Here is a 23,273-nt window from a genome sequence, read left to right on the forward strand (position 1 = left end):
CGAGGCACCGTGTCCGGTGGTCACTGTCGCTGTCCGGTTCATCGCCGTCCTACCCTCCGTGCGGTTCCAGAAGTTCGAGGTCACGATCCGACTTCCGATCCACTGTCCCACAGCGCCCCGCCGGGCCCGAAGCCGCGGCGGGCGCGGTACCCCGCTCGGGGTCGGGCCCGCGCGGCGGCGGCGGTGCTGATCACAGGAGGACGGTCGCGTAGTCGACGGCGTCGGTCATGCCGACGCGGCGGTAGGCGGCGCGGGCGGCGACGTTGGACCCGTTCACCACGAGCGACGGCGTGAGCCCGCGGGACCGGAGCGCCGCGCACACCGCGGCCGTCCCCCCCGATCCGAGACCGGCGCCCCGCCTCTCCCGGTGCACCCAGATGCCCTGGATCTGCGCGACCCGCGGGGCGAGAGCGGCGACGTCGGCCTTGAAGACCACCTCGCCCCGGTCGAGCCCGATCCAGGTCCGCCCCCTCGCCAGCGAACGGGCGACGCGACGGCGGAAGGGGATCCCCGCCCCCACGGCGAACGGGTCGGCGCGCAGCTCCTCGCGGTACATGGCCGCGGCGGCCGCCAGGACCGGCTCGAACTCCTCCAGGGTGGCGGGGCGGATCCCGTCGGGGATCATCGCGGGATCCACCGGGCGCTCCAGCGTCATGAGGAACTGCCGCCCGCGGTATTCCCTGGCCTCGCCCCAGGCGTCACGGAGAGCCGGCCACAGGGAGGCCACCTGCTCCCGCCGACCGTGGACGGACATGGGGCCGAGCCCGAGACCGGCGACCGCGCGGCCGAGCGCGCGGTGATCGGCGTCGTCACCGCGCAGGGGCAGCACGGAACTGCCGACGAAGACCAGCGACCGCGCGGGACCGCCCAGGGTGAGGAAGCGACCGTCCGCACCGGCGACCACGCCCGACGTCGCGAGCTTCTCCGCGGCGGGCGCCGAGACCAGCGGATCGGACGCGAGCACATCGGACACGGCCCGGGACTCGCCCGGGCCGACCTCCCGGCACTCCCCGATCCCGGTGCCCGGTGCAGCCGTATCGGTCACGGCCTATCGCGTGACCTTGACCTGGGGGCCCTGCCCCTCGGCGGCCTCCCCCACCGTCTCGCCCATCTCGTCGGCGATCCGCATGGCCTCCTCGATGAGGGTCTCCACGATCGCCGCCTCCGGCACCGTCTTGATGACCTCGCCCTTGACGAAGATCTGCCCCTTGCCGTTGCCCGAGGCGACACCGAGATCGGCGTCGCGCGCCTCGCCCGGTCCGTTGACCACGCAGCCCATCACGGCCACACGCAGCGGCACGCTCATCCCCTCGAGACCGGCGGTGACCTCCTCGGCGAGCTTGTACACGTCGACCTGTGCGCGACCGCAGGACGGGCAGGAGACGATCTCCAGCTTCCGCGGGCGCAGGTTGAGCGACTGCAGGATCTGCGCGCCTACCTTGATCTCCTCGGCCGGCGGGGCAGAGAGGGAGACACGGATCGTGTCGCCGATGCCCTCGGACAGCAGCGCGCCGAACGCGACGGCGGACTTGATGGTGCCCTGGAACGCTGGGCCCGCCTCCGTCACCCCGAGGTGCAGTGGGTAGTCGGTCTGGGCCGCGAGTTGCCGGTACGCCTCGACCATGATCACCGGGTCGTTGTGCTTGACCGAGATCTTGATGTCACCGAACCCGTGCTCCTCGAACAGGGAGGCCTCCCATACGGCCGACTCCACGAGCGCCTCGGGCGTGGCCTTGCCGTACTTGGCCAGCAGGCGGGGGTCGAGCGAACCCGCGTTCACGCCGATACGGATCGGGATGCCCGCGTCGCCGGCAGCCTTGGCGACCTCCTTGACGCGCCCGTCGAACTCCTTGATGTTGCCCGGATTGACGCGCACCGCCGCACACCCGGCGTCGATCGCCGCGAAGATGTACTTGGGCTGGAAGTGGATGTCGGCGATCACCGGGATCGGCGACTTGCGGGCGATCGTCGACAGCGCGTCGGCGTCCTCCTGCCGCGGGCAGGCCACGCGGACGATGTCGCAGCCGGACGCCGTGAGCTCGGCGATCTGCTGCAGCGTCGAGTTGATGTCGTGCGTCTTGGTGTTGGTCATGGACTGGACCGAGACCGGGTGATCACTGCCCACGCCGACCGGGCCGACGAACAGCTGCCGGGTCCTGCGCCGCGGCGCCAGCACCGGCGGCGGTGAGTCGGGCATACCCAGTCCGACCGGGATCGAGGATGAGTCGTTCACAACAGGGCCTTCCGTAGGGGCTGCGGGCCGGGTGCCCGCGAGTCCCGCCCGCCATTATCCGGGTAACCGGCGACGGGGGCGAGGTGGGTGTGGGTCGGCTCAGCCCGGCAGCAGGATCGGGTTGACGAAGTCGGCGGTGATAACGATCGCGGAGACGCCGATCAACAAGACGAACACCGCCATCGTCAGCGGCGCGAGCTTCTCGTAGTCGGCCGGGCCGCCGGGAGCCAGCCCGCGCAGCCTCCGCACCGCGTCGCGGATCTTCTCGTAGAACACCACCGCGATGTGGCCGCCGTCGAACGGCGTCAGCGGCACGAGGTTGAACGCGCCGAGGAAGAGGTTGAGTCCGGCGAGGAAGAGAAGGAACAGGCTCCACAGCCCCTGCTCGACCGCCTGTCCGCCGATGTAGCTGGCGCCCACCACGGACACCGGCGAGTCCTCGGCCCGCTCCGGGCCGAAGATCGACGCCGCGACGGCCGGGATCTTCGCCGGGAACGAGATCAGGCCCTCGACGGTCGCCTCAACCATCTCACCGGTGAAGACGAAGGTCGCGGGCACCGCGGAGATCGCGTCATAGGTGTGGACGTTCTGATACGCGGGGTCGTCGAGGATCTCCTGCGGGATCCCGTCCTCCGAGAGCCGGACACCGAGCGCTCCCCGCGCCTGACCGTCGACGGTCGACGAGGTCAACGTCGTCGTCGTCGTCACCTCCTCCCCGTCCCGCTCCAACGCCACCGGCACGGTCTCGCCCGGGCGCGCCGACACCACGTCCGACAGGTCGGCCCAGCTCACCACGGGGACCCCGTCGACGGCGGTGATCCGGTCGCCCGGGAGGATCCCCGCCTCACCGGCGGGGCCCACGCCGATGCCACACTCGTCCGCACCCGCGCACGTGTCACCGACCACCGCGGCGACCCGGTCGGTCGGGATCGGTTGGACGTCCCTGTTGGCCAACCCCCACCCCAGGGCGACCGTGTAGAACAGGGCGATCGCCAGCACGATGTTCATGAACGGCCCCGCCAGCAACACCGCGACGCGCTTCCACCACGCCTGACGCCACATGGCCTTCGGTTCGTCCTCCGGCGACAACCGGTCGTACGCGGTCATCCCGGCGATGTCGCAGAACCCGCCCAGCGGGACCGCCTTGAGCCCGTACTCGATCCCGCCCCGCCGCACCGACCACAGGGTCGGGCCGAAGCCCACGAAGAACCGGCGCACCTTCATCCCCGACCACAGGGCCACCCTCATGTGCCCGTACTCGTGCAGCACGATCGACACCATGATCCCCAGCGCGAACAGGACGATCCCGACGATCAGCACGACTCAGCCCTCCAGGCCCGTGACGATGGCCGCGGCATGCCGCCGCGCCCAGGACTCCGCCGCCGCGACGTCGTCGGGGTCCCGCGGATCCGACGCCCACTCGTCCGCGGCGCCGACGGTCTCCGCCACCACGTCCACGATGTCCGCGAACCGGATCCGTCCGTCGAGGAACGCCGGCGCGGCCTCCTCGTTGGCCGCGTTGAACACCGCCGTGCGCAGGCCACCCGCCTCGCCGGCCGCGCGGGCCACCTCGATCGCGGGGAAGGTCCCGGAGTCGACCGGTTCGAACGTCCACGTGTGGGCGCGGGTGAAATCCAGCGGCGTCGACGCACCCGGGACGCGGTCGGGCCAGCCGAGGGCCAACGCGATCGGGAGCTTCATCGACGGCGGCGAGGCCTTGGCCACCGTCGCCCCGTCGACGAACGTCACGGCCGAGTGCACCACCGACTGCGGGTGGACCGTGACCTCGATCCTGTCGTAGGGCACCCCGAACAGCAGGTGCGCCTCGATGAGCTCGAGTGACTTGTTGACCAACGTCGCCGAGTTGAGCGTGATCATCCGGCCCATCGCCCACGTGGGGTGGCGCAGCGCCTGCTCGGCCGTGACGTCGGCCAGCTCCGCGCGCGTCCGACCGCGGAACGGGCCACCGGACGCGGTGAGGACCAGCGAGGACACCTCCTCGGCCGTGCCCGCGCGCAGGCACTGCGCCATCGCGGAGTGCTCCGAGTCCACCGGGATCAACTGCCCCGGCGCGGCCGCCCCCGTCACGAGCGCGCCCCCGGCGACTAGCGACTCCTTGTTGGCCAGTGCCAACCGGGCGCCCGAGCGCAGCGCCGCCAGGGTCGGCCCCAGTCCCCTCGACCCGTCCATGCCGTTGAGCACCACGTCCGACTCCACCGCGTCGACCAGCTGAGTCGCCGCGGACGGACCGGACAGGACCGTCACATCCGGGAACGACGAGCCGATCCGCCGGGCCGCGGACGGGTCCGACACGGCGACGATGCGCGCGCCGGTCGCGCGAATCTGCTCCGCGAGGAGATCTACCCGGCCCCCGCCCGCGGCCAACCCGACCACCTCGAAGCGGTCGGCACCGGCCTGCGAGGTCACCTCGAGTGCCTGGGTACCGATCGAACCGGTACTGCCGAGGACGAGAACGCGCGTGGTCACCCCGCCATTGTCCACGGCGACGGCCGTATGCGCCGCATCGGACGACCCCCTCGGGGCCTCCCTCGGCGGGTTAGGCGTCGACCTGAGAAGGCGGTGTGACAAACTGGCCACGATGTCGGCGGCCCGCAGGGCTGCCAGCGAGCCGTGAGGAGAACCGGGGAGCATGAGCGCTGACGGACACCACACCAGCAGGGAGATCGTCGTCAACGGAATCAGTTCCGTGGACGAGCCCTCGGTCGCCTGGGGCTGGCACAAGCACAGCAGGATTGTCGGCGTCGCCGTGGGCGGGTTCTTCGTCCTGTTCCTCCTGGCGATGCTTTTCGGGAACCACATCGGCCGGGTAGAGAACATCTGGCTGGTGAGCATCGCCGCGATCCTGGCCATCTGGATGGTCATCTCGCTGCGTCCCAAGAAGGACGACACCCTCAAGAAGAGCCGGATCCACGAGGTCTCCGCGCACCACTACGCCGCGGCCAGCACGGTCGCGACCGGCGACGCCGCCAGGAACCCGGAGGGCATCGCTCCCGCCAAGCACTGACGCCGGGCCGACCCGGACGAAGGGCCGCCACCACTCCCCGGAGCGGTGGCGGCCCTTCTCGTCGGTGAGGCGGCGACGGGAGTCGGCGCGGTAGCGGTCGGGAGTCCGCGCGGCCGCGATCCGGGAGTCGGCGCGCCGCCCGACGCGAGAACGGACTCCGGGGGCGATCAGCCCTCGGCGGCCAGCTGTCCGCACGCGGCGTCGATGTCCGAGCCGCGGGTGTCACGGACCGTGCAGGACACGCCGGCCGCGCGCACGGCGGCGACGAAGGCGTCCTGCTGATGGCGGGGGCTGGCGTCCCATTCGCTTCCCGGCGTCGGGTTGAGCGGGATGAGATTGACGTGCGCCATGGGCCCGAGCCGCTGCGCGAGCAACCGACCGAGCATCTCCCCGCGCCAGACCTGGTCGTTCACATCGCGGATCAGCGCGTATTCGATGGACACACGCCGGCCGGTGGCGTCGGCGTAGTGGCGGGCCGCGTCCATCACCTCGGTCACCGGCCACCGGTTGTTCACCGGCACCAGGGTGTCGCGGAGCTCGTCGTCCGGGGTGTGCAGCGACACGGCGAGGGTGACCTGGAGTCCCTCCTCGGCGAGCCGGTGGATGGCGGGGACGACCCCGACCGTCGACACGGTCACCGAGCGCTGCGAGAGCCCGAAACCGGACGGCGGGGGCGAGATGATCCCGCGGACCGCGGCGAGTACCCGCTTGTAGTTGGCCAGCGGCTCCCCCATCCCCATGAAGACCACGTTCGACAGGCGCCCCGGTCCCCCCGGGATATCGCCGTCCCGCAGCGCCCGCGCCGCCACGCGAACCTGCTCGAGGATCTCCGCCGTCGACAGGTTCCGCTGGAGGCCGCCCTGCCCCGTCGCACAGAACGGGCACGCCATGCCACAGCCGGCCTGACTCGAGATGCAGACCGTCGCCCGGTCGGGGTAGCGCATGAGCACGCTCTCCACCAGCGACCCGTCGTGCAGCTTCCACAGCGTCTTGCGCGTGGTGCCCTCGTCCGCGGACACGTGACGCAGCGAGGTGGTGAGCGGCGGGAAGAGTTCCTGCCCCACCCGGTCGCGCAGATCGGCCGGGAGGTCGGTCATCTCGCGCGGGTCCGCCTCCAGCCGCCCGAAGTACTGGTTCGCCAGCTGCTTCCCACGGAACGAGGGGACCCCGAGGTCACCCATCGCCACCGCGCGGCCGTCGGAGTCGAGGTCGGCGAAGTGGCGCGGGGGCAGCCCGCGGCGAGGGGCGTCGAATACGAGGGGAAGAGGTTCAGCCATGATTCGGCCATTCTGTCAGAAACGAACGCGCAGGACACACCGCCAACGGTGCCGCCCGATGAGATGAGCACATACAGTTCTGGTATGGCCACACGTTCACACGATCCCGTAGACCCTGATCATCCGGGCGCAGGCGACGCGTCGGGTGGGCTGCCCGCCGGGCGATCCGATGTCGGCGACTCGGCGCCGGCCCCCCAGGACGGGGCGACCGACAGCCCACGACCGGGCCGGGGGAACGGGGACGACCCCTACCCCGACACCGCCGGCGGCCTCCTGGGATCGGCGTGGGTCGGTCTCGTCCTGGGCGCACTGGTGACGGTCCTGCTGCTGATCTTCATCGCGCAGAACACGACCTCGACCGACGTCCGCTACCTCGGGTGGGAATTCAGTCTGCCGCTGGGGGTGCTGATCCTCCTGGCGGCGATCGCCGGGGCGCTCATCATGGCGCTGTTCGCCGGATTCCGGATCCTCCAGCTGCGGATGCGTGCGCGCAGGGCCCGCAAGCTCTCGGCCCGCGGGCACTGACCCCGCCGGGCCCGCGGCTCCCCACGCCGTCGGTCCGGCCGGTCAGGTCGGCCCGCCCCCGGCCGGTCAGGTCGGGACGACGTACGTGAAGACGACCCAGACGACCACGGCACTGGGCAGCACGGAGTCGAGGCGGTCCATGAAACCGCCGTGGCCCGGCAGCATCGTCCCCATGTCCTTGATGCCCAGATCCCGCTTGACCTGGGATTCGACGAGGTCGCCCAGCGTCGCGGTGAACACGGTGAGGACGCCGAGCAGGATCCCCTTCCAAATGCTGTCGTCGAACATCGTCGCCACCACGGTGGCGCCGCCGACCGTGGCGAACAGAAGTGAACCGGCGAAACCCTCCCAGGACTTCTTCGGGCTGATCGCCGGGGCCATCGGGTGCTTGCCGAACAGCACCCCCGCGACGTAGCCACCGACGTCCGAGCACACGACCAGCAGGATGAGCGCCACGACCCGCTGCGCCCCGAACTCCCCGTCGGACAGCATGGCGCCCAGCGAGCCCGGGACGGCGATCCACACCAGGACGAACACCGCGACCGAGGCATCCCGCATGTAGTTCTTCGGCGCGGTGGTCAGTCCGCCCATGAGCAGTCGCCACACGAACACCACGACAGTGGTCACGGCGAACGCGGCGAAGGCGCCCTCCGCCCCGCTGAGGAAACCCGCCCATACCGTCGCCTGCCCGCCCAGCAGGAGCGGTATCAGCGGGAGCCGGAACCGCGCCTGCCGCAGACGCTTGAACACCTCCCAGGTGCCGATCGCGACGGCTCCCGCGGCGACGACGTACCAGGCGCGAGGGGTGAAGGCGATGCTCGCGATCACGAGCGCACCGAGGCCGACCCCGACGGGGATGGCCCGGGTCAGGTCCCGGCCGGCGCGCGACGGAGGTGCGGCGGCCGCGGCAGTGGGCCCGGGCGGTCCGGGGGGAGCGGTGTCCACGGCGTACTCCTCGACTGTGAAGGGCGGAACGGGCAGGGAGGTCAGACCTCCATCAACTCGCCTTCCTTGATCTTGACCAGCTCGTCGACATCGGCCACGTAACGCTGGGTGAGCTTGTCGAGCTCCTTCTCGGCGGCGGTGACCTCGTCCTCGCCGGCCTCGCCGTCCTTCTGGATGCGCTTGAGCTCGTCCATCGCCTTGCGTCGGACGCCGCGGACCGCGATCCGTCCGTCCTCGGCCTTGGCCTTGGCCTGCTTGACCAGATCACGACGCCGCTCCTCGGTGAGCTGCGGCACCGTGACGCGCAGGACCTGCCCGTCGTTGGTCGGGTTGACGCCGAGGTCGGAGTTGCGGATCGCGTTCTCGATGGGGCCGATCTGCGACATCTCGTACGGCTTGATGATCAGCATCCGTGGTTCGGGGACGGTGATGCTGGACATCTGGGTGATCGGGGTGAGCGTCCCGTAGTACTCACAGAGCACGCGGTTGAACATGCCCGGATTGGCGCGGCCGGTGCGAATGGCGGCGAGCTCGTCACGGACGTGCTCGAGCGCCCTCTCCATCTTCTCCTCGGCCTCGAGCAGAGTGTCGTCGATCATGTGCGTCTCTTTTCGTTCTCGTCGGTGGCTGTGGTCCGGTGGCGGGCGGGTCAGTGCGGGCTGCTTCAGTCAGTGCTGCTGACCAGGGTCCCGATCTGCTCACCGGCCACGGCGCGAGCGATGTTGCCCTCGGTGAGGAGGTTGAAGACCAGGATGGGCATGTTGTTGTCCATGCAGAGGCTGAACGCGGTCGCGTCGGCCACCTTCAGCCCGCGCTCGAGGCACTCGCGGTGCTCGATGCGGGTGAACAGCTCGGCCCCGGGGTTCGTGCGGGGATCATCCGAATACACACCGTCGACGGCCTTGGCCATGAGCAGCACGTCGGCCTTGATCTCCAGCGCCCGCTGCGCCGCGGTGGTGTCGGTCGAGAAGTAGGGCATGCCCATGCCGGCGCCGAAGATCACGACGCGCCCCTTCTCCAGGTGCCGCTCGGCGCGCAGCGGGATGTACGGCTCCGCGACCTGTCCCATGTGGATGGCGGTCTGGACGCGCGTCGAGACGCCCTCCTGCTCGAGGAAGTCCTGCAGGGCGAGGCAGTTCATCACGGTGCCCAGCATCCCCATGTAGTCACTGCGGGCGCGGTCCAGGCCACGCTGCTGCAGCTGGGCGCCGCGGAAGAAGTTGCCGCCACCGATCACGATCGCGATCTGCGCCCCCGTGCGGGACACCTCGGCGATCTGACGGGCGACCGACTGGACCACATCCGGGTCGATACCCACGCCGCCGCCGCCGAACATCTCGCCGCCCAGCTTGAGCATCACTCGCCTGTAGCCGTCCCGCGGGTCGGTCATCGTTCTCCTCGTCCCGGGCGGATCGAGCCCGTATCGCGCGTCAACGCCCCCGACGGGGTGTCGTCGGGGTGGCGTGCGGCCCATGGTGGGACCGCGTTCATTCTGCCCTATCGCCCCTGACGCCACACCGGAGCCCGCCGGGCGCGGGGACACCCGGGTCCGCAGACGCCGACGGCGGCACCCGGGAATCCCGGGTGCCGCCGTCGTGTGGGACCCCTGGTGACGGGTCCCGGTCGGATCAGGCCTGGCCGACCTCGAAGCGCAGGAAGGCCGAAACCTTCGCGCCGGCCTCGTCGAGCAGGGCGCCGACGGTCTTCTTGTTGTCGGTGACCGACGGCTGGTCGAGGAGGCAGACGTCCTTGAAGAAGCCGTTGAGGCGACCCTCGACGATCTTCGGGAGGGCCTGCTCCGGCTTGCCCTCCTCGCGGGCGGTGGCCTCGGCGATCTCGCGCTCCTTGGCGACGATGTCGGCGGGGACCTCGTCGCGGGAGACGTACTGGGCCTTGAGCGCGGCGATCTGCATCGCGGCGGCGCGCGCGGCGGACTCGGCGGCCTCGCCCTCACCCGAGTAGGCGACCATGACGCCGACGGCGGGCGGCAGGTCGGAGGAACGCTTGTGCAGGTAGACGGCGACCGGGCCGTCGAGCTTGCCCACGCGGCGCAGGACCAGCTTCTCGCCGGACTTGGCGGAGAACGACACGACGGCGTCGGCGACGGTGGAACCGTCGAGTTCGGCGGCGTTGAGGGCGTCGAGGTCCGAGATGCCCTGCGAGGCGGCGACGTCGACGATCTTGTCGGCGAGCGCGATGAACTCGGCGCTCTTGGCGACGAAGTCGGTCTCGGAGTTGAGCTCGATCATGACGCCGTCCTTGATGGCGACCAGGCCCTCGGCCGTGGTGCGCTCGGCGCGCTTGCCCACGTCCTTGGCGCCCTTGATGCGCAGGACCTCGACGGCCTTGTCGAAGTCGCCGTCGGTCTCCTCCAGGGCCTTCTTGCAGTCCATCATCCCGGAGCCGGTGAGCTCACGCAGACGCTTGACGTCGGCAGCGGTGTAGTTCGCCATGGTGGGGCGACCCTCCTTAAAGGGGTTCGTGATGTGTCGGGAAAGGTGTTCAAGAGTCGGGCGGCGGGCGCGATCGTCTCCACCCTAGACGCCGGGACGTCCGGGGACGGCCGCCCACCGCCTCCGACACCTCGGGCCCGGCCACCGGGAAGATCCCCTCGGGGATCGTGGGCGGCCGGGCCCGATGGCGCTCGAGCTGGTGGTGCGGATCAGGCCTCGGTGGCCGGAGCCTCGGTGGGGACCTCGGCCGCGGGGGCCTCGGCGGCGGGCGACTCGGTGCCCGTGATGTCCGCGGCGGGACCCTCGGTGCCCTCGGTGGCGGCGCCACCGGTCACCTGGTCGAGCTGCTCGGTCTCCCACTCGGCGAGCGGCTCGGCCTCTTCGCCGGTGGCCTTGCCGGCCTGCGAGCGGGCCTTGAGACCGTCGGCGACGGCGGAGGCGATGACGCGGGTCAGCACGGTGACCGAGCGGATCGCGTCGTCGTTCGCCGGGATCGGGTAGTCGACGACATCCGGGTCGCAGTTGGTGTCGAGCAGAGCGACGACCGGGATGTTGAGCTTGCGGGCCTCGCCGACGGCGATGTGCTCCTTGTTGGTGTCGACGACCCACACCACGGAGGGGACCTTGCTCATGTCACGCATACCGCCGAGCGTGCGCTCGAGCTTGTTCTTCTCGCGCGTGAGCATGAGGATCTCCTTCTTGGTGCGACCCTCGAATCCGCCCGTCTGCTCCATCGACTCGAGCTCCTTGAGCCGCAGGAGCCGCTGGTGCACGGTCTGGAAGTTGGTGAGCATGCCACCCAGCCAACGCTGGTTGACGTACGGCATCCCGACCTTGGCGGCCTCCTCGGCGATGGCCTCCTGGGCCTGCTTCTTGGTGCCGACGAACAGGACGGTGCCGCCGTGGGCGACGGTCTCCTTGACGAACTCGTACGCCTGGTCGATGTACGTCAGGGTCTGCTGCAGGTCGATGATGTAGATGCCGTTGCGGTCGGTGAAGATGAACCGACGCATCTTCGGGTTCCAGCGGCGGGTCTGGTGGCCGAAGTGGGCGCCTGCGTCGAGCAGCTGCTTCATGGAGATGACTGCCATGATGGGTTGAGGGCTCGTCCGGCTTGGAAGCAGCCGGACCGCGAGGCCCTCGTCCTCGCTTTCTGGTACGTATCGGGTTATGCCCACTCGCCGGGCGGCGGCGGGCCCTGGTGTCCGCGCCGGGCCGGACCCCCGGCGTGCGGGGGCACCTGCTGGTCCGACGTCCGGGGAGGCCGGGGCTCTGCAGCCCCGGGGCCCGGATGCGGCGCCGTTGACCGGGTCGCCGCAGGACACGCGAAGTCGATCGACGAGAGTCGACCGCACTGGGAAGCATATCCCCTCGGCCCCGCGCAGCCAAGGCGGGCCTCTTCCGACCGGTCCCCCGGCCCTGGGGATGGTCGTCCACCCTGTCCACAACGGGCGCGCCGCCCCTGGCGGTGGGCGGGCCTGTGCGGTGCACTCGGGGCGTGACGATGATCAGGTCTCGTGGACGGGGTGGGCGCGACGGGGCGTCCGCCGGCCTCGTGACCGCGGCGCTCGTCGTCGTCCTCGTCGTCGTGCCCCTCGCCTCCGCCGCTCCGCCCGCCTCGGTGCCGTCCGCGGGCGCTGTGCCGTCAGCGGACGCCGCGCCGACCGTGGGCGTCGCTCCGGACTCCGGCGCGGCGCCGGTCGGTCCACGTCCGGCGATGGTCGGCCCCGTGCCGGGCCCGCTGTCGGTGGTCACCGCGTTCGACCCTCCGGCGCGGCGGTGGTTGCCCGGCCACCGCGGGGTCGACCTGGCCGCGGCGCCGCACTCACCCGTCCTCTCCCCCGCCGACGGGACGGTGTCCTTCGCCGGCGCCGTGGCCGGGCGGCCGGTGGTGTCGATCGACCATGGCAGCGGGCTGCGCACGACGTACGAACCGGTCGCCGCCGACGTGCGCGCCGGAGACGCCGTCGCCGCGGGTGCACGGATCGGCCGGCTCCTCGCCGGCCACCCCGGGTGTCCGGTGGTGGCGTGTCTGCACTGGGGCGCGCGGGTGGCCTCGGGTGGCCCGTCCGGTGACGACGACGACTACGTCGATCCGCTCGCGCTGTTGGCCGACGCCCACCGTCCGATCCGTCTCAAGCCGACCCTGCCCGGCGACGGCGTGGGCTGAGAAGCGGCGGCGGCGACCTCGATCAGGCGCGGGGATGGGCTCCGCGGTAGGCGGCGCGGAGGCGCTCTGCCGAGACGTGCGTGTAGATCTGGGTGGTCGCCGGCGTGGAGTGCCCGAGCAGTTCCTGGACGTGTCGCAGGTCCGCGCCGCCCTCGAGCAGGTGCGTCGCCGAGCTGTGCCGCAGGGCGTGGGGCGAGACACGGCGCGCGCCCGGCGTGGCCTCGCTGACCTCGTTGACGATCCTGCGGGCCGCCCGGGGGTCCAGGCGTCCGCCGCGGGCTCCCAACAGGAGGGCCGGACCCGAGCGGGCGTTCGTCAGAGCCGGCCGCCCGGTGTCGAGCCAGGCCCGCAGTGCCCGGTCGGCGGGAGCCCCGTACGGGACCGCCCGCTCGCGGTCGCCCTTGCCGATCACGCGGAGGAGTCGCCGTTCCGTGTCGACGTCGTCGACGTCGAGGCCGCACAGCTCGGCCACCCGGATGCCGCACGAGTACAGCAGCTCCACCACGAGCCGGTCACGGACGGCGAGGGGGTCGCCCTCGGCCGCGCCGAGTTCGCTGGTCCGGATGGTCTCGCCCGCCTGGGCGGCGTCGAGGACCTCCGGCAGGTGCCGGCGGGCACGCGGAGCCTCCAGTCTGGCCGCGACGTCGGTCGGGAGCAGCCCGGTACGCGTTGCCCACGTGCTGAACGAGCGCGCCGCCGCGACCCGGCGTGCGACGGTCGACCGTGCGGCTCCCGCGGCCACCTGGGCGGCGAGCCAGCCCCGTAGGGCGGGCAGGGTCAACGCGGCTCCGAGCTCCGGCCCGGTGGTGGGCCCGCCGTCGCCCGCCGCGAGGTGGCCGAGCAGCCCGCGGACGTCCGATCGATAGGAGCGGGCGGTCGCCTCGGAGCGCGACCTGCCGGTGAGGAGGTGCTCGACGTAGTCGTCGAGCACCTCCTCGAGGTGGTCGGACAGCGCGTTTCCATCGTCCTCACGAGTGCGCATCCGTCCCATGGGCACCGATTGTCGCGGTCCTTCGAGGAGCACGCAACCATCCGGAGCCGAGCCCGCCTCAGGACACCGGCAGGCTGAGCTGCATCCCGCCGTCGCCGGATCTGCGCCAGCCCTCCGGGCCCCGCACGGCCGCGCCGGTCGACATCAGCCGACCGAGTACGGCCCGCACCGTGGTCGGCGCGATCCCGGCCGACCTGGCGACCTCCGCGGGGGCGGCCCCTCCCGAGGTCGGCAGCGCCTCGAGGATCCGCCGCGTCACGTCGTCCATCCCGTCCCACGACGTGGCCTCCCCGGCCGGCGGCGGGGCCGTCTCCCCCATCGCGCCGGCCAGCTCGACCACGTCCGCCGTGCGCCCGATCAGCACCGCCCCACGGTCCCGGAGGAGGAGATGGCATCCGACCGACGCGACCGACGTGACCGGACCCGGTACGGCACCGACCGGCCGATCGAGGGCCGCCGCCCACGCCGCCGTGCTCAGCGCACCGCTGCGGGCCGCCGCCTCGACCACCACCGTCGCGCCCGTCAACGCCGCGATGATGCGGTTGCGGTCGAGGAACCGGTACCTCGTCACCCCGGTCCCCGGCGGCTGTGCGGAGACGACCGCACCGGTCTCCGCGACCTCACGGAGCAGGCCGTCGTTGCCGCGCGGGTACAGACGGTCGACGCCCCCGGCCAGGACCGCGATCGTCGTGCCCCGCACCCCGAGCACGGCGCGGTGCGCGGCCGCGTCGATGCCGAACGCGCCTCCCGAGACCACGGTGAAACCCTCCGCCGCGGCCCCCGCGCTCAGATCCGCGGCCACCGTCCGGCCGTACGGCGTGGGCGCCCGGGTGCCCACCACCGCCACCGACCTGCCCAGCTCCGTCGCCGGGTCGGCCGGCCCCCGCCACCACAACCCGAGTGGGCGCAACGCGGTGGGCACCCCTCCCGTGCCGTCCCGGCGACGCCCGCGTGGCCGGTCGAGCGGCGCGAGCGCGTATCCCGGCCAGCCCGGGTCGCCCGGCACCACCAGACGGGCGCTTACGGTCGCGGCCGACTCGAGCAGTGCCGCCCCGTCCACGTGCTCGCGACGGGACTCGGCCTGGGCGTTCAGCGTCTCACCCGCCCGCCCGTCCCGGATGAGGTCCCGCGCGGCGACCGGACCGACCGAGTCGACCAGGTCCCACACCTGCGCGGTCGGCCGTTCGGTGACCGCTCCCAGATACGCGTACGCCTCGCGGACGTCCCGCGGCACCGCCGCGGCCTCCTGCTCGCCCACCGACATCAGTCCTCTCCTCGCAGCATCAGTGCCTCGGCCACATGGGGTTCGCGCGGCACGGTGGCCCCGTCCAGGTCGGCGACCGTCCACGCCAGGCGCAGGCATCGATCGACGCCCCGCGCGGACAACACCCCGTGTGCGAGCGCGCGGTCGAGCGGCTGCAACGCGCTCCGGTCGAGCCCCCACACCGAGCGCAGCACGCGCCCGGGGACCTCCGCGTTGGCCCGGGCGCCCGCCGCGTCCGGGCACCCGGCCCACCTCTCGGCGGCGGCTGCGCGGGCCGCGGCCACCCTTCCGCGTACCGCGGCCGTGTCCTCCACCTCCCCGACCGCGAACAGACCCGACCCGATCGGCAGGGCGCGGGCCGCGATGTCGATGCGGTCCCGCAGCGGGCCCGTCAGCGAGCGGCCGTACCTCCGCCGCGCGTCCGGCGTGCAGGTGCACGCGTCCGGTCGTGCGCTGCCACACGGGCAGTCGTTGGCGGCCATCACCAGCTGGAATCGCGCGGGATAGACCGAGATGCCGTCCCGGCGGGCGATCCTCACCTCCCCGTCCTCCAGCGGGGTCCGCAGGCTGTCGAGCACGCGGGCGGGGAACTCGGCGCACTCGTCGAGGAACAACACCCCACGGTGCGCGAGCGTCACCGCCCCCGGGCGGGCGACGTTGTTCCCGCCGCCCACCAGCGAGGCCACCGAGGCCGAATGGTGCGGTGCGACGAACGGTGGTCGACGCAGCAGCGGATCCCTCGGGGCGAGTGTGCCCATGACCGAGTGGACGGCCGTGGCCTCGAGGGCCTCGCGCTCCCCCAGGTCCGGCAGGAGTCCGGGCAGTCGTCGGGCCAGCATCGTCTTGCCCGTCCCGGGCGCCCCCCGCAGGAGGAGGGCGTGCCCGCCGGCGGCCGCGATCTCCACCGCCCGCCGGCAGTCGTCCTGGCCGTACACCTCGGCGAGGTCCTCGCCGGGCCGCCCGCCCACGGCACGCGCGGCCGGCGCGTCCGTCACCAGCGCACCGCCACCACGGCTCCACACCGCGAGCATCGCCAGCGAGTCCACACCCGCGGAATCGATGCCGCGGACCAGCCGGGCCTCCGCGAGATTCGCGCTCGGGACGATCGCGCGGGGCAGCCCGGCGTCCCGGGCCGCGAGAACCGCGGGGAGGACCCCGCGGACCGCACGGACGCGCCCGTCGAGGGCGAGCTCGCCCACCAGCAGGGTGCCGTCGAAGCACGACGCGGGCAGTTCCCCGGAGGCGGTGAGGGTCCCCACCGCGAGCGCCAGGTCGAAACCGGAGCCCCGCTTGGGCAGACCCGCCGGCGACAGCGACAGGACGACCTTGCCCGCCGGCCACGACAGGCCGCTGTTGGTCACCGCCGCCCGTATCCGCTCCCGGGCCTGCAGCACCGCCGAATCCGGCAGCCCCACGATGCTCACCCCCGGCAGCCCGCGACCCACGTCCGCCTCGACCTCGACCATCTGACCGCCCACCCCGTGCAGGGTCACCGCCCACGTCCGCCCGAGCGCCACGGCTACATCACGTCCTCGAACAGCTCGAGTCGGGGCCGCGACGGATCGGCCAGATCCACCCCGACCACGTCGAAACACACCTGACGCCAGCGACCCGGGTGCTCCGCCAGCCAGTGGGTGGCCAGCAGGCGCAGGCGTCGGCGCTTCTTCCCCGTGACGGACTCGGCGGGGCTGCCGTAACCCGTACCGGTGCGGGCCCTCACCTCGACGAAGCGCAGTCTGCCCGCGGGGTCCAGGACCACCAGGTCGAGTTCCCCGACCGGACACCGCCAGTTCCGGCTGATCACCACCGCACCGCGGGCCTCCAGCAGGACCGCCGCGTGTTCCTCCCCGATCCGTCCCGTCCTCCGCCGCGGGTCCTCGCCGCCCCTGGCGCGCCTCGCCCCGTCCCCTGTCATCGCCGTCCTCCCGGCGGCCCGGCCCGTCCGGGTCCGCCGGGGCACACCCTTCCGGACGACGACGGCCCGATCCGCTGGTCGCGGACCGGGCCGGGGGCCTCCTGTGGAGGCGGATCGGGCTGTGGAGAACTGCGGCGGGGGTTACTCCGGCAGGCGCAGCTCGGGCTTGTCGAGCTCCTCGATGTTGACGTCCTTGAACGTCAGCACGCGAACGTATTTGACGAAACGAGCAGGTCGGTACATGTCCCACACCCACGCGTCTGACATGCGCACGTCGAAGTACACCTCCCCGTCGGCGGACCGCGGGATCAACTCGACGGCGTTGGCGAGGTAGAAGCGCCGCTCCGTCTCGACGACGTAGGTGAACTGACCGACGATGTCGCGGTACTCGCGGTACAGCGAGAGCTCCATCTCGGTCTCGTAGTTCTCCAGATCCTCGGCGCTCATCTCGTGCTGCTCCTCGAATGCGCCTGCGCGGCGCGACGGACGTTGGCGTACGACATCCGATGGATGTCGCTGGGACCGAGCTGCTCGATCGCCCTGGCGTGACTCGTGGTGCTGTACCCCTTGTGGGCGGCGAAGCCGTAGCCCGGGTACCGCGAGTCGAGGTCCACCATAATCCGATCGCGCGTGACCTTCGCGAGGACACTCGCGGCGGCGATGGATGCGACCACCGCGTCACCCCCGATCACCGCCGTGGACTGGCACCCGAGACCGTCGACCGCGAACCCGTCTGTCAGGACGAACCCGGGTCGCGGGTCCAGGGCGGCGACCGCCCGACGCATCCCCTCGATATTGCAGCGGTGGATCCCGCGCGCGTCGATCCGATCCGGCTCGATCACGACGACCGAGACCGCCCTGGCGCGCCGCAGGACCGCGTCGTGGAGCCGATCACGGGCCGCCGCGGTGAGCTTCTTCGAGTCGTCCAGGTCCGCCAGTTCCGGGTGGAGGCGGTCACCGAGCACACACGCCGCCACGACGAGCGGACCCGCGCAGGAGCCGCGGCCGGCCTCGTCGACGCCCGCTACGGGACCCAGCCCCCGACGGCTGAGCGCGGCCTCCAGCGCGAGCCGGCCGTCCCTGCGGGTCACCCGCGCCCGGGTGGGCAGCAGGCGGTGCCGTCGCGACCGCTCCGGACGTCCCCGGGTCACCCCGCGCTGATGTCCGGCGAGGAGACCGTCCCGATCCTGTCGAACGGGAGGATGATCGCCTGCACCTTGCCGATGATGTTCTCCGCCGGCACCGTGCCCTGGTACTCGTCGCCCATGTGGAAGCGGGAGTCCGCGGAGTTACCGCGGTTGTCGCCCATCACCCAGTAGTTGCCCTCCGGGACGGTGACGGGACCGAACGCGCAGTTCAACGGGTTGCGGGCGGGCGACGGGTCCTCGTTGAGGTAGGGCTCGTCAAGCGGTTGGCCGTCGACGAGGAGCGACCCGTCCGGCGCACATCCCCCCACGGTCTGCCCGCCCACGGCGATCACGCGCTTGACCATGTCGTTCTGGTCGGGCGGGACGATGCCGATCACACCGCCGATGTTCTGGAGGGTGCGGATGACGGGATTGTCCGAACGAATGGACTGGTATCCCTCGTTCCACGAATCGGGCCCTTCGAAGACGACCACGTCGCCGGGCCGGGGATCACCGAACCGGTAGCTGATCTTGTCGACGAAGATCCGGTCTCCCGTGCAGCCGGCGCAGCCGTGCAACGTGGGTTCCATCGACTCGGACGGGATCTGGTAGACGCGACCGACGAAGGTCTGGAAGACGAACACCAGGGCCAGGGCGATCACCACCAGCAGCGGGATCTCGATGTACCAGGGCTGGCCCTTCTTCTCGACGCCGCGAGCCGGGGCCCCGTGATCACGGGGTCCCGGCTCGGCGGTGTCGTGTCCGGGCGTATCGGTGCTGCTCACCCGGATGAGCGTAGTCGATCCCGCACCGCCGACGGCGGCCGAGTCCGACTCGCTCTATGCGCTCAGCGCTTCTCCTTGATCTTGGCGGCCTTGCCACGGAGCGCGCGCAGGTAGTACAGCTTGGCGCGGCGGACGTCGCCACGCACGAGCACGTCGATGCGGTCGATGTTGGGCGAGTGCACGGGGAACGTGCGCTCGACGCCGACGCCGAACGAGACCTTGCGGACGGTGAAGGTCTCGCGGACGCCACCGCCCTGGCGACGGATCACGACGCCCTTGAAGACCTGGATGCGCTCCTTGGAGCCCTCGATGACCTTGACGTGCACGTCGAGCGTGTCGCCGGCACGAAACTCCGGGATGTCGTCCCGGAGGGACTTGTTGTCGATGAAGTCGAGAGTGTTCATTGTGTTCCTTGCATGTCAGGAATGAGGACAGAGGACCCTGGCGCCCGCCGTCAGGCGGATCGACCGGTTCGTGCCCCGGATCAGCGCGACCGTCCACGGGCGCGCGTGCGCCCGAAAGGTCAACCTCGCTAGTGTGCCATCCCCGCCGCGGCCGGCCCAAATCAGTCCGCGGGTGGTTCCCATCCCAGCTCGGCGAGGGTCTGCAGGTCGGCGGCGCCGAGCGCGGCACGGCGCAGGAGGTCCGGTCGCCTCTCCGCGGTCCGCCGCAGCGATTCGTCGCGGCGCCATCGCGCGATCCTCGCGTGATCGCCGCTCTTGAGGACCTCGGGCACCGGGCGGTCGCGCCACACCTCGGGGCGGGTGTAACTCGGCCCCTCGAGGAGGCCGTCGGAGAAGGAGTCCTCCTCGTGACTGCGCCGATTCCCCAGCACACCTGGCAGGAGGCGGACCACGGCCTCCGCGATGACGAGGACGGCCACCTCGCCCCCGATCAGGACGTAGTCCCCGATGCTGACCTCTTCGACGTCCATACGCTCGGAAGCCTCGTCGACCACGCGCTGATCGATGCCCTCGTAGCGGCCGCACGCGAACACGATCCGACGGCGACGGGCGTACCGGTGGGCGTCGGCCTGGGAGAAGGGCCGCCCGGCGGGGGTCGGGACGATCAGCAGGGGCCGGGAGTCCGGATCCGAGGCGGTCGACCCGGTCGCCCCCCCGGTGCCGGCCGGGGGGACGAGGTCGTCGAGCGCGTCGCCCCACACCGTCGGCCGCATCACCATCCCCGGCCCGCCGCCGAACGGGGTGTCGTCGACGGACTTGTGCACGTCGTGGGTCCAGGCGCGGAGATCGTGGACGCCGACCTCGACGATGCCGCGGTCGACGGCGCGACCGAGGAGGGCGAGACGGAGCGGGGCGAGGTAGTCGGGGAAGACGGTGACGACGTCGAGACGCATGATCGGCCCGGACCGCTCGCCGGCGGCGGGCCCGGTCACGACGTACCCAGGTCGAGCAGCCCCTCCGGTGGGTCGATGACGCACGTGCCACCGGGGACGTCGACCTCGGGGACCATCTCGGTGACGAAGGGGACGAGCGCGTCGGCCCCGTCGTTCAGTCGGATTCCGAGGAGTTCTCCGGCGGCGGTGTGGACGATCTCGGTGACCTCGCCCAGCGGTGCGCCCGAGGCATCGAGCACCCGCAGCCCGACGAGCTGGTGATCGTGGTACTCGTCCGGGTCTTCCGGATCGGGGAGCTCGGCGGAGTCGACCAGCAGGAGCATGCCCCGCAGGGCGTCGGCCGTGTCGCGGTCGGACACACCGGCCAGGCGCACGAGAAGCCGCCCGGAGTGGTTCCGGGCGGCTTCCACTGTGACGTCACGATCGGTGGCGCGGTCCCCCTTGCCGACGCGGCCGGTGAGCCGTGCGCCGGGCGCGAACCGCTCCTCGGGCGAGTCGGTGCGGACCTCCACCACGAGCTCGCCGCGGACGCCGTGCGATTTGACGACGCGGCCCACGACGAGCTCCATGGTGTGTCAGGTCCTCCGGTTGTCGGCGTGCGGGGTGGGGATCAGCGGTCGGTGTCGACCACGTCGACCCGGATTCCCTCTCCCCCGACGGCGGAGACGATCGTCCGGATCGCGGAGGCGGTGCGACCGCCCCGGCCGATGACACGGCCGAGATCCTCGGGCGCGACCGCGACCCGGATCACGGTGCCGCGCCGACCACCACTCGACCGCACGGAGACCGCGTCGGGATCCGACACGATTCCGCGGACGAGGTGGTCGACGGCGTCGACGACCATGTCGTTCATCTGTCTCAGGCCTCGGCGGTCTCGGCGTCAGCCGACGCGGCCTCGCCCTCGGCGGAGTCGGTCGCCGCGGCGGCCTCCTGCTCGGCCTTCTTGGCCTCATCGGCCTTCTTCGCCTTGTCGGCCTTGCGCTTGGCGGTGATGGCCTCGGCGGACGGCTCGCCCTGGGCCTCCTCGAGCGCCTTGTTGAACAGGTCCAGCTTGGAGGGCTTGGGCTCCGGGGTACGAAGGGTGCCCTCGGCGCCCTCGATGCCCTTGAACTTCTGCCAGTCGCCCGTGACCTTGAGCAGCTGCTCGACGGCCTCGGTCGGCTGGGCGCCGACGCCGAGCCAGTACTGCGCGCGATCGGAGTCGATCTGGATGAAGCTCGGCTCCTCCTTCGGACGGTAGAGGCCGATGGTCTCGATCGCACGGCCGTCGCGGCGGGTGCGGGCGTCGGCGACGACGACCCGGTACTGCGGGTTGCGGATCTTGCCGAGTCGGGTGAGCTTGATCTTGACGGCCATGAGCGCGTCTCACTTCCTGTTGTGGGTCACATGGCGATTCAGCGACGCCCGCGCTGGTCGCGGGGTCCGGTTTCGCCTTCCGGGTGACCGCCGTTCGGCCCGGGCCCCGCGCGGGGGCCCACCGGTGACGGCGTCCAGCGGTCCAGTTTAGACACGCCCGGCCCGCGGGCACCAATCGGTGCCCGCGGGCCGTCGGGTCACCGCTTGGGGAACTTGAGGTTGTCCAGATCGATGCCCTCGAGACCGGGCGGGAGCTGGTCCAGGCCCGGCGGCATCTGCGACAGGTCCGGCATGCCACCGGGCGGCATCCCCGGCATGCCCGGCATCCCGCCGGGCGGCATCCCGGGCATCCCGGGCATCATGCCGCGGTTCTTCGGCGGCGTGGGGCCGCGCCCCTTGCCCTTCCCCTTACCCTTCTTACCCTTGCGCTGGTTCTTACGCCCGGCCCCGGGCATCCCCATCTGGCCGGCCATCCGGCTCATCATCTTGCGGGCCTCGAAGAACCGGTCGACGAGCTGGTTGACGTCGGTGACGGTGACGCCCGAGCCGTTGGCGATGCGTTGACGGCGGGAACCGTTGATGATCTTGGGATCGGCACGTTCCTCGGGGGTCATGCCGCGGATGATGGCCTGGATGCGGTCGAGGTGCTTCTCGTCGATGTCGCCGACGGCGTCCTTCATGTCCTTGCCGCCGGGCAACATACCGAGCAGGTTCCCGATGGGGCCCATCTTGCGGATCATCATCATCTGGTCGAGGAAGTCCTCGAGCGTGAGCTCGCCGGAGCCGATCTTGGCGGCGGTCTTCTCCGCCTCCTTGGCGTCGAAGACCGTCTCGGCCTGCTCGATGAGCGACAGGACATCGCCCATGCCGAGGATCCGGCTCGACATGCGCTCGGGATGGAAGACGTCGAAGTCCTCGAGCTTCTCGCCGTCCGAGGCGAACATTATCGGGGTGCCGGTGAGCTCGCGGACGCTGAGCGCGGCGCCGCCGCGCGCGTCACCGTCGAGCTTGGTGAGCACGACGCCCGTGAAGCCGACGCCCTCGCGGAACGCCTCGGCGGTGACCACCGCGTCCTGACCGATCATGGCGTCCAGGACGAAGAAGGTCTCGTGTGGCTGGACGGCGTCCCTGATGCCCCGGGCCTGGGCCATCATCTCCTCGTCGATGCCGAGGCGGCCGGCGGTGTCGACGATCACGACGTCGTGCATCTTGGCGCGCGCGTGGGCCAGCCCGCGCTGCGCCACCGACACGGGCTCCTGGACGCCGATCTCCGCGCCGTCCCCTCCGACCGAGGTGCCGGGGTGCGGCGCGAACGTCTGGACGCCGGCACGCTCACCGACGATGCGCAGCTGGTCGACCGCGCCCGGGCGTTGGAGGTCGCACGCCACCAACAGCGGGGTGTGCCCCTGGCCCTTGAGCCAGTACGCGAGCTTGCCCGCCAGCGTGGTCTTACCGGCGCCCTGGAGACCGGCCAGCATGATCACCGTCGGCGGCTGCTTGGCGAACTCGATCCGGCGGGCCTCGCCACCGAGGATGGCGGTGAGCTCGGCGTCGACTATCTTGACGACCTGCTGGGCGGGGTTGAGCGCCTCGGAGACCTCGGCACCCTTGGCCCGTTCCTTGACCCGGGAGATGAAGGCGCGCACGACCGGCAGCGCGACGTCGGCCTCAAGCAGCGCGAGTCGGATCTCGCGGGCCGTCGCGTCGATGTCGGCCTCGCTCAGCCGACCTTTTCCGCGCAGGTCCTTGAGCGCCCCTGTGAGGCGGTCGGACAAGGATTCGAACACGGCAACAGCTCCCTGGTTCGCGTCCCGGGAGCGCGCGCGTCCCGGCGTCGTCGGCGACGACTG

Annotated in this window: 26 protein-coding genes; 3 read left to right on the forward strand and 23 right to left on the reverse strand. The window is 71.7% G+C overall.

Annotation, left to right across the window (positions count from 1 at the left end):
- Positions 1-190 precede the first annotated feature (190 nt).
- The 4 genes from A6035_RS08935 to dxr all read right to left on the reverse strand — a co-directional run bounded on the left by A6035_RS08935 (position 191) and on the right by dxr (position 4,720).
- A complete protein-coding gene (locus tag A6035_RS08935; protein WP_108847500.1) occupies positions 191-1,045 on the reverse strand; it encodes a GNAT family N-acetyltransferase in 855 nt (284 codons plus the stop codon).
- A 3-nt stretch (positions 1,046-1,048) separates the two neighbouring features.
- On the reverse strand, positions 1,049-2,197 hold the full coding sequence (gene ispG, locus A6035_RS08940) for a flavodoxin-dependent (E)-4-hydroxy-3-methylbut-2-enyl-diphosphate synthase (RefSeq protein WP_200836388.1): 1,149 nt from the start codon (positions 2,195-2,197) through the stop codon (positions 1,049-1,051).
- A gap of 135 nt (positions 2,198-2,332) precedes the next feature.
- Positions 2,333-3,553 carry a M50 family metallopeptidase gene (locus A6035_RS08945; protein WP_268817662.1) on the reverse strand — a complete coding sequence of 407 codons (1,221 nt, stop codon included), beginning with the start codon at positions 3,551-3,553 and terminating at the stop codon, positions 2,333-2,335.
- Positions 3,554-3,556: 3 nt separating this feature from the next.
- The gene (gene dxr, locus A6035_RS08950; protein ID WP_108847502.1) at positions 3,557-4,720 is read right to left on the reverse strand and encodes a 1-deoxy-D-xylulose-5-phosphate reductoisomerase; all 1,164 of its coding nucleotides are present in this window, start codon (positions 4,718-4,720) and stop codon (positions 3,557-3,559) included.
- A 163-nt stretch (positions 4,721-4,883) separates the two neighbouring features.
- On the opposite strand from dxr, the gene A6035_RS08955 reads away from it, so the two are divergent.
- The gene (locus A6035_RS08955; RefSeq protein WP_108847503.1) at positions 4,884-5,258 is read left to right on the forward strand and encodes a DUF2631 domain-containing protein; all 375 of its coding nucleotides are present in this window, start codon (positions 4,884-4,886) and stop codon (positions 5,256-5,258) included.
- 167 nt (positions 5,259-5,425) lie between these two features.
- On the opposite strand, the gene rlmN is transcribed toward A6035_RS08955, so the two are convergent.
- A complete protein-coding gene (gene rlmN / locus A6035_RS08960; protein ID WP_108847504.1) occupies positions 5,426-6,535 on the reverse strand; it encodes a dual-specificity RNA methyltransferase RlmN in 1,110 nt (369 codons plus the stop codon).
- An 84-nt stretch (positions 6,536-6,619) separates the two neighbouring features.
- On the opposite strand from rlmN, the gene A6035_RS08965 reads away from it, so the two are divergent.
- Positions 6,620-7,060: a LapA family protein gene (locus tag A6035_RS08965; RefSeq protein WP_108847505.1), complete on the forward strand. Its 441-nt coding sequence runs from the start codon at positions 6,620-6,622 to the stop codon at positions 7,058-7,060.
- 66 nt (positions 7,061-7,126) lie between these two features.
- On the opposite strand, the gene A6035_RS08970 is transcribed toward A6035_RS08965, so the two are convergent.
- From A6035_RS08970 to rpsB, 5 genes are all read right to left on the reverse strand, one after another.
- A complete protein-coding gene (locus A6035_RS08970) occupies positions 7,127-8,005 on the reverse strand; it encodes a phosphatidate cytidylyltransferase (RefSeq protein ID WP_108847506.1) in 879 nt (292 codons plus the stop codon).
- 41 nt (positions 8,006-8,046) lie between these two features.
- Entirely contained in the window at positions 8,047-8,604 is a 558-nt protein-coding gene (gene frr, locus A6035_RS08975) for a ribosome recycling factor (protein ID WP_108847507.1), read from the reverse strand.
- A 65-nt stretch (positions 8,605-8,669) separates the two neighbouring features.
- Positions 8,670-9,395, reverse strand: a complete 726-nt coding sequence (gene pyrH / locus A6035_RS08980; RefSeq protein WP_108847508.1) for a UMP kinase — start codon at positions 9,393-9,395, stop codon at positions 8,670-8,672.
- Between the two features lie 238 nt (positions 9,396-9,633).
- The gene (gene tsf, locus A6035_RS08985) at positions 9,634-10,458 is read right to left on the reverse strand and encodes a translation elongation factor Ts (protein ID WP_108847509.1); all 825 of its coding nucleotides are present in this window, start codon (positions 10,456-10,458) and stop codon (positions 9,634-9,636) included.
- 209 nt (positions 10,459-10,667) lie between these two features.
- Positions 10,668-11,549 carry a 30S ribosomal protein S2 gene (rpsB, locus tag A6035_RS08990; RefSeq protein WP_108847510.1) on the reverse strand — a complete coding sequence of 294 codons (882 nt, stop codon included), beginning with the start codon at positions 11,547-11,549 and terminating at the stop codon, positions 10,668-10,670.
- Between the two features lie 413 nt (positions 11,550-11,962).
- Between rpsB and A6035_RS08995 the strand changes: the two genes are divergently transcribed.
- A complete protein-coding gene (locus A6035_RS08995; protein WP_108849172.1) occupies positions 11,963-12,628 on the forward strand; it encodes a peptidoglycan DD-metalloendopeptidase family protein in 666 nt (221 codons plus the stop codon).
- A 22-nt stretch (positions 12,629-12,650) separates the two neighbouring features.
- Here the strand turns inward: A6035_RS08995 and A6035_RS09000 are convergent, their stop codons facing one another.
- The 13 genes from A6035_RS09000 to ffh all read right to left on the reverse strand — a co-directional run bounded on the left by A6035_RS09000 (position 12,651) and on the right by ffh (position 23,210).
- Entirely contained in the window at positions 12,651-13,610 is a 960-nt protein-coding gene (locus A6035_RS09000; protein ID WP_108849173.1) for a tyrosine recombinase XerC, read from the reverse strand.
- 67 nt (positions 13,611-13,677) lie between these two features.
- Positions 13,678-14,883, reverse strand: coding sequence for a DNA-processing protein DprA (gene dprA, locus A6035_RS09005; RefSeq protein WP_108847511.1), 1,206 nt, complete (start codon positions 14,881-14,883; stop codon positions 13,678-13,680).
- Entirely contained in the window at positions 14,883-16,400 is a 1,518-nt protein-coding gene (locus A6035_RS09010; protein WP_108847512.1) for a YifB family Mg chelatase-like AAA ATPase, read from the reverse strand. The genes dprA and A6035_RS09010 overlap by 1 nt, the downstream gene beginning before the upstream one ends.
- Positions 16,401-16,402: 2 nt before the next feature.
- Positions 16,403-16,798 (reverse strand): YraN family protein, encoded by a 396-nt coding sequence (locus A6035_RS09015; RefSeq protein ID WP_108847513.1) that lies wholly within the window; start codon positions 16,796-16,798, stop codon positions 16,403-16,405.
- 141 nt (positions 16,799-16,939) lie between these two features.
- A complete protein-coding gene (locus A6035_RS09020) occupies positions 16,940-17,245 on the reverse strand; it encodes a DUF2469 domain-containing protein (protein ID WP_007632861.1) in 306 nt (101 codons plus the stop codon).
- A complete protein-coding gene (locus A6035_RS09025) occupies positions 17,242-17,949 on the reverse strand; it encodes a ribonuclease HII (protein ID WP_108847514.1) in 708 nt (235 codons plus the stop codon). The genes A6035_RS09020 and A6035_RS09025 overlap by 4 nt, the downstream gene beginning before the upstream one ends.
- Positions 17,946-18,710, reverse strand: a complete 765-nt coding sequence (gene lepB / locus A6035_RS09030) for a signal peptidase I (RefSeq protein ID WP_108847515.1) — start codon at positions 18,708-18,710, stop codon at positions 17,946-17,948. The genes A6035_RS09025 and lepB overlap by 4 nt, the downstream gene beginning before the upstream one ends.
- A 62-nt stretch (positions 18,711-18,772) precedes the next feature.
- Positions 18,773-19,114: a 50S ribosomal protein L19 gene (gene rplS / locus A6035_RS09035; RefSeq protein ID WP_108847516.1), complete on the reverse strand. Its 342-nt coding sequence runs from the start codon at positions 19,112-19,114 to the stop codon at positions 18,773-18,775.
- 161 nt (positions 19,115-19,275) lie between these two features.
- Complete coding sequence (trmD, locus tag A6035_RS09040; RefSeq protein WP_108849174.1) at positions 19,276-20,067, reverse strand: tRNA (guanosine(37)-N1)-methyltransferase TrmD; 792 nt, start codon at positions 20,065-20,067, stop codon at positions 19,276-19,278.
- A gap of 35 nt (positions 20,068-20,102) precedes the next feature.
- On the reverse strand, positions 20,103-20,636 hold the full coding sequence (rimM, locus tag A6035_RS09045) for a ribosome maturation factor RimM (RefSeq protein ID WP_108847517.1): 534 nt from the start codon (positions 20,634-20,636) through the stop codon (positions 20,103-20,105).
- 41 nt (positions 20,637-20,677) lie between these two features.
- Complete coding sequence (locus A6035_RS09050; protein ID WP_007632879.1) at positions 20,678-20,920, reverse strand: RNA-binding protein; 243 nt, start codon at positions 20,918-20,920, stop codon at positions 20,678-20,680.
- A 5-nt stretch (positions 20,921-20,925) separates the two neighbouring features.
- Entirely contained in the window at positions 20,926-21,423 is a 498-nt protein-coding gene (gene rpsP, locus A6035_RS09055; RefSeq protein ID WP_108847518.1) for a 30S ribosomal protein S16, read from the reverse strand.
- 197 nt (positions 21,424-21,620) lie between these two features.
- On the reverse strand, positions 21,621-23,210 hold the full coding sequence (gene ffh, locus A6035_RS09060; protein ID WP_108847519.1) for a signal recognition particle protein: 1,590 nt from the start codon (positions 23,208-23,210) through the stop codon (positions 21,621-21,623).
- Positions 23,211-23,273 lie beyond the last annotated feature (63 nt).

Source organism: Dietzia lutea, from assembly GCF_003096075.1.
Taxonomy (GTDB): Bacteria; Actinomycetota; Actinomycetes; order Mycobacteriales; family Mycobacteriaceae; genus Dietzia; species Dietzia lutea.

What these genes read in the sequence shown, in the direction of transcription:
- A6035_RS08955 (WP_108847503.1), top strand. Translation starts at nt 4,884, where the DNA reads ATGAGCGCTGACGGACACCACACCAGCAGGGAGATCGTCGTCAACGGA.
- rpsP (WP_108847518.1), bottom strand. Translation starts at nt 21,423, where the DNA reads ATGGCCGTCAAGATCAAGCTCACCCGACTCGGCAAGATCCGCAACCCG.
- pyrH (WP_108847508.1), bottom strand. Translation starts at nt 9,395, where the DNA reads ATGACCGACCCGCGGGACGGCTACAGGCGAGTGATGCTCAAGCTGGGC.
- ispG (WP_200836388.1), bottom strand. Translation starts at nt 2,197, where the DNA reads ATGCCCGACTCACCGCCGCCGGTGCTGGCGCCGCGGCGCAGGACCCGG.
- rlmN (WP_108847504.1), bottom strand. Translation starts at nt 6,535, where the DNA reads ATGGCTGAACCTCTTCCCCTCGTATTCGACGCCCCTCGCCGCGGGCTG.
- A6035_RS08995 (WP_108849172.1), top strand. Translation starts at nt 11,963, where the DNA reads ATGATCAGGTCTCGTGGACGGGGTGGGCGCGACGGGGCGTCCGCCGGC.
- A6035_RS09020 (WP_007632861.1), bottom strand. Translation starts at nt 17,245, where the DNA reads ATGAGCGCCGAGGATCTGGAGAACTACGAGACCGAGATGGAGCTCTCG.
- rimM (WP_108847517.1), bottom strand. Translation starts at nt 20,636, where the DNA reads ATGGAGCTCGTCGTGGGCCGCGTCGTCAAATCGCACGGCGTCCGCGGC.
- rpsB (WP_108847510.1), bottom strand. Translation starts at nt 11,549, where the DNA reads ATGGCAGTCATCTCCATGAAGCAGCTGCTCGACGCAGGCGCCCACTTC.
- dprA (WP_108847511.1), bottom strand. Translation starts at nt 14,883, where the DNA reads ATGTCGGTGGGCGAGCAGGAGGCCGCGGCGGTGCCGCGGGACGTCCGC.
- A6035_RS09050 (WP_007632879.1), bottom strand. Translation starts at nt 20,920, where the DNA reads ATGAACGACATGGTCGTCGACGCCGTCGACCACCTCGTCCGCGGAATC.
- A6035_RS09000 (WP_108849173.1), bottom strand. Translation starts at nt 13,610, where the DNA reads ATGCGCACTCGTGAGGACGATGGAAACGCGCTGTCCGACCACCTCGAG.
- trmD (WP_108849174.1), bottom strand. Translation starts at nt 20,067, where the DNA reads ATGCGTCTCGACGTCGTCACCGTCTTCCCCGACTACCTCGCCCCGCTC.
- tsf (WP_108847509.1), bottom strand. Translation starts at nt 10,458, where the DNA reads ATGGCGAACTACACCGCTGCCGACGTCAAGCGTCTGCGTGAGCTCACC.
- A6035_RS09015 (WP_108847513.1), bottom strand. Translation starts at nt 16,798, where the DNA reads ATGACAGGGGACGGGGCGAGGCGCGCCAGGGGCGGCGAGGACCCGCGG.
- rplS (WP_108847516.1), bottom strand. Translation starts at nt 19,114, where the DNA reads ATGAACACTCTCGACTTCATCGACAACAAGTCCCTCCGGGACGACATC.
- A6035_RS08965 (WP_108847505.1), top strand. Translation starts at nt 6,620, where the DNA reads ATGGCCACACGTTCACACGATCCCGTAGACCCTGATCATCCGGGCGCA.
- frr (WP_108847507.1), bottom strand. Translation starts at nt 8,604, where the DNA reads ATGATCGACGACACTCTGCTCGAGGCCGAGGAGAAGATGGAGAGGGCG.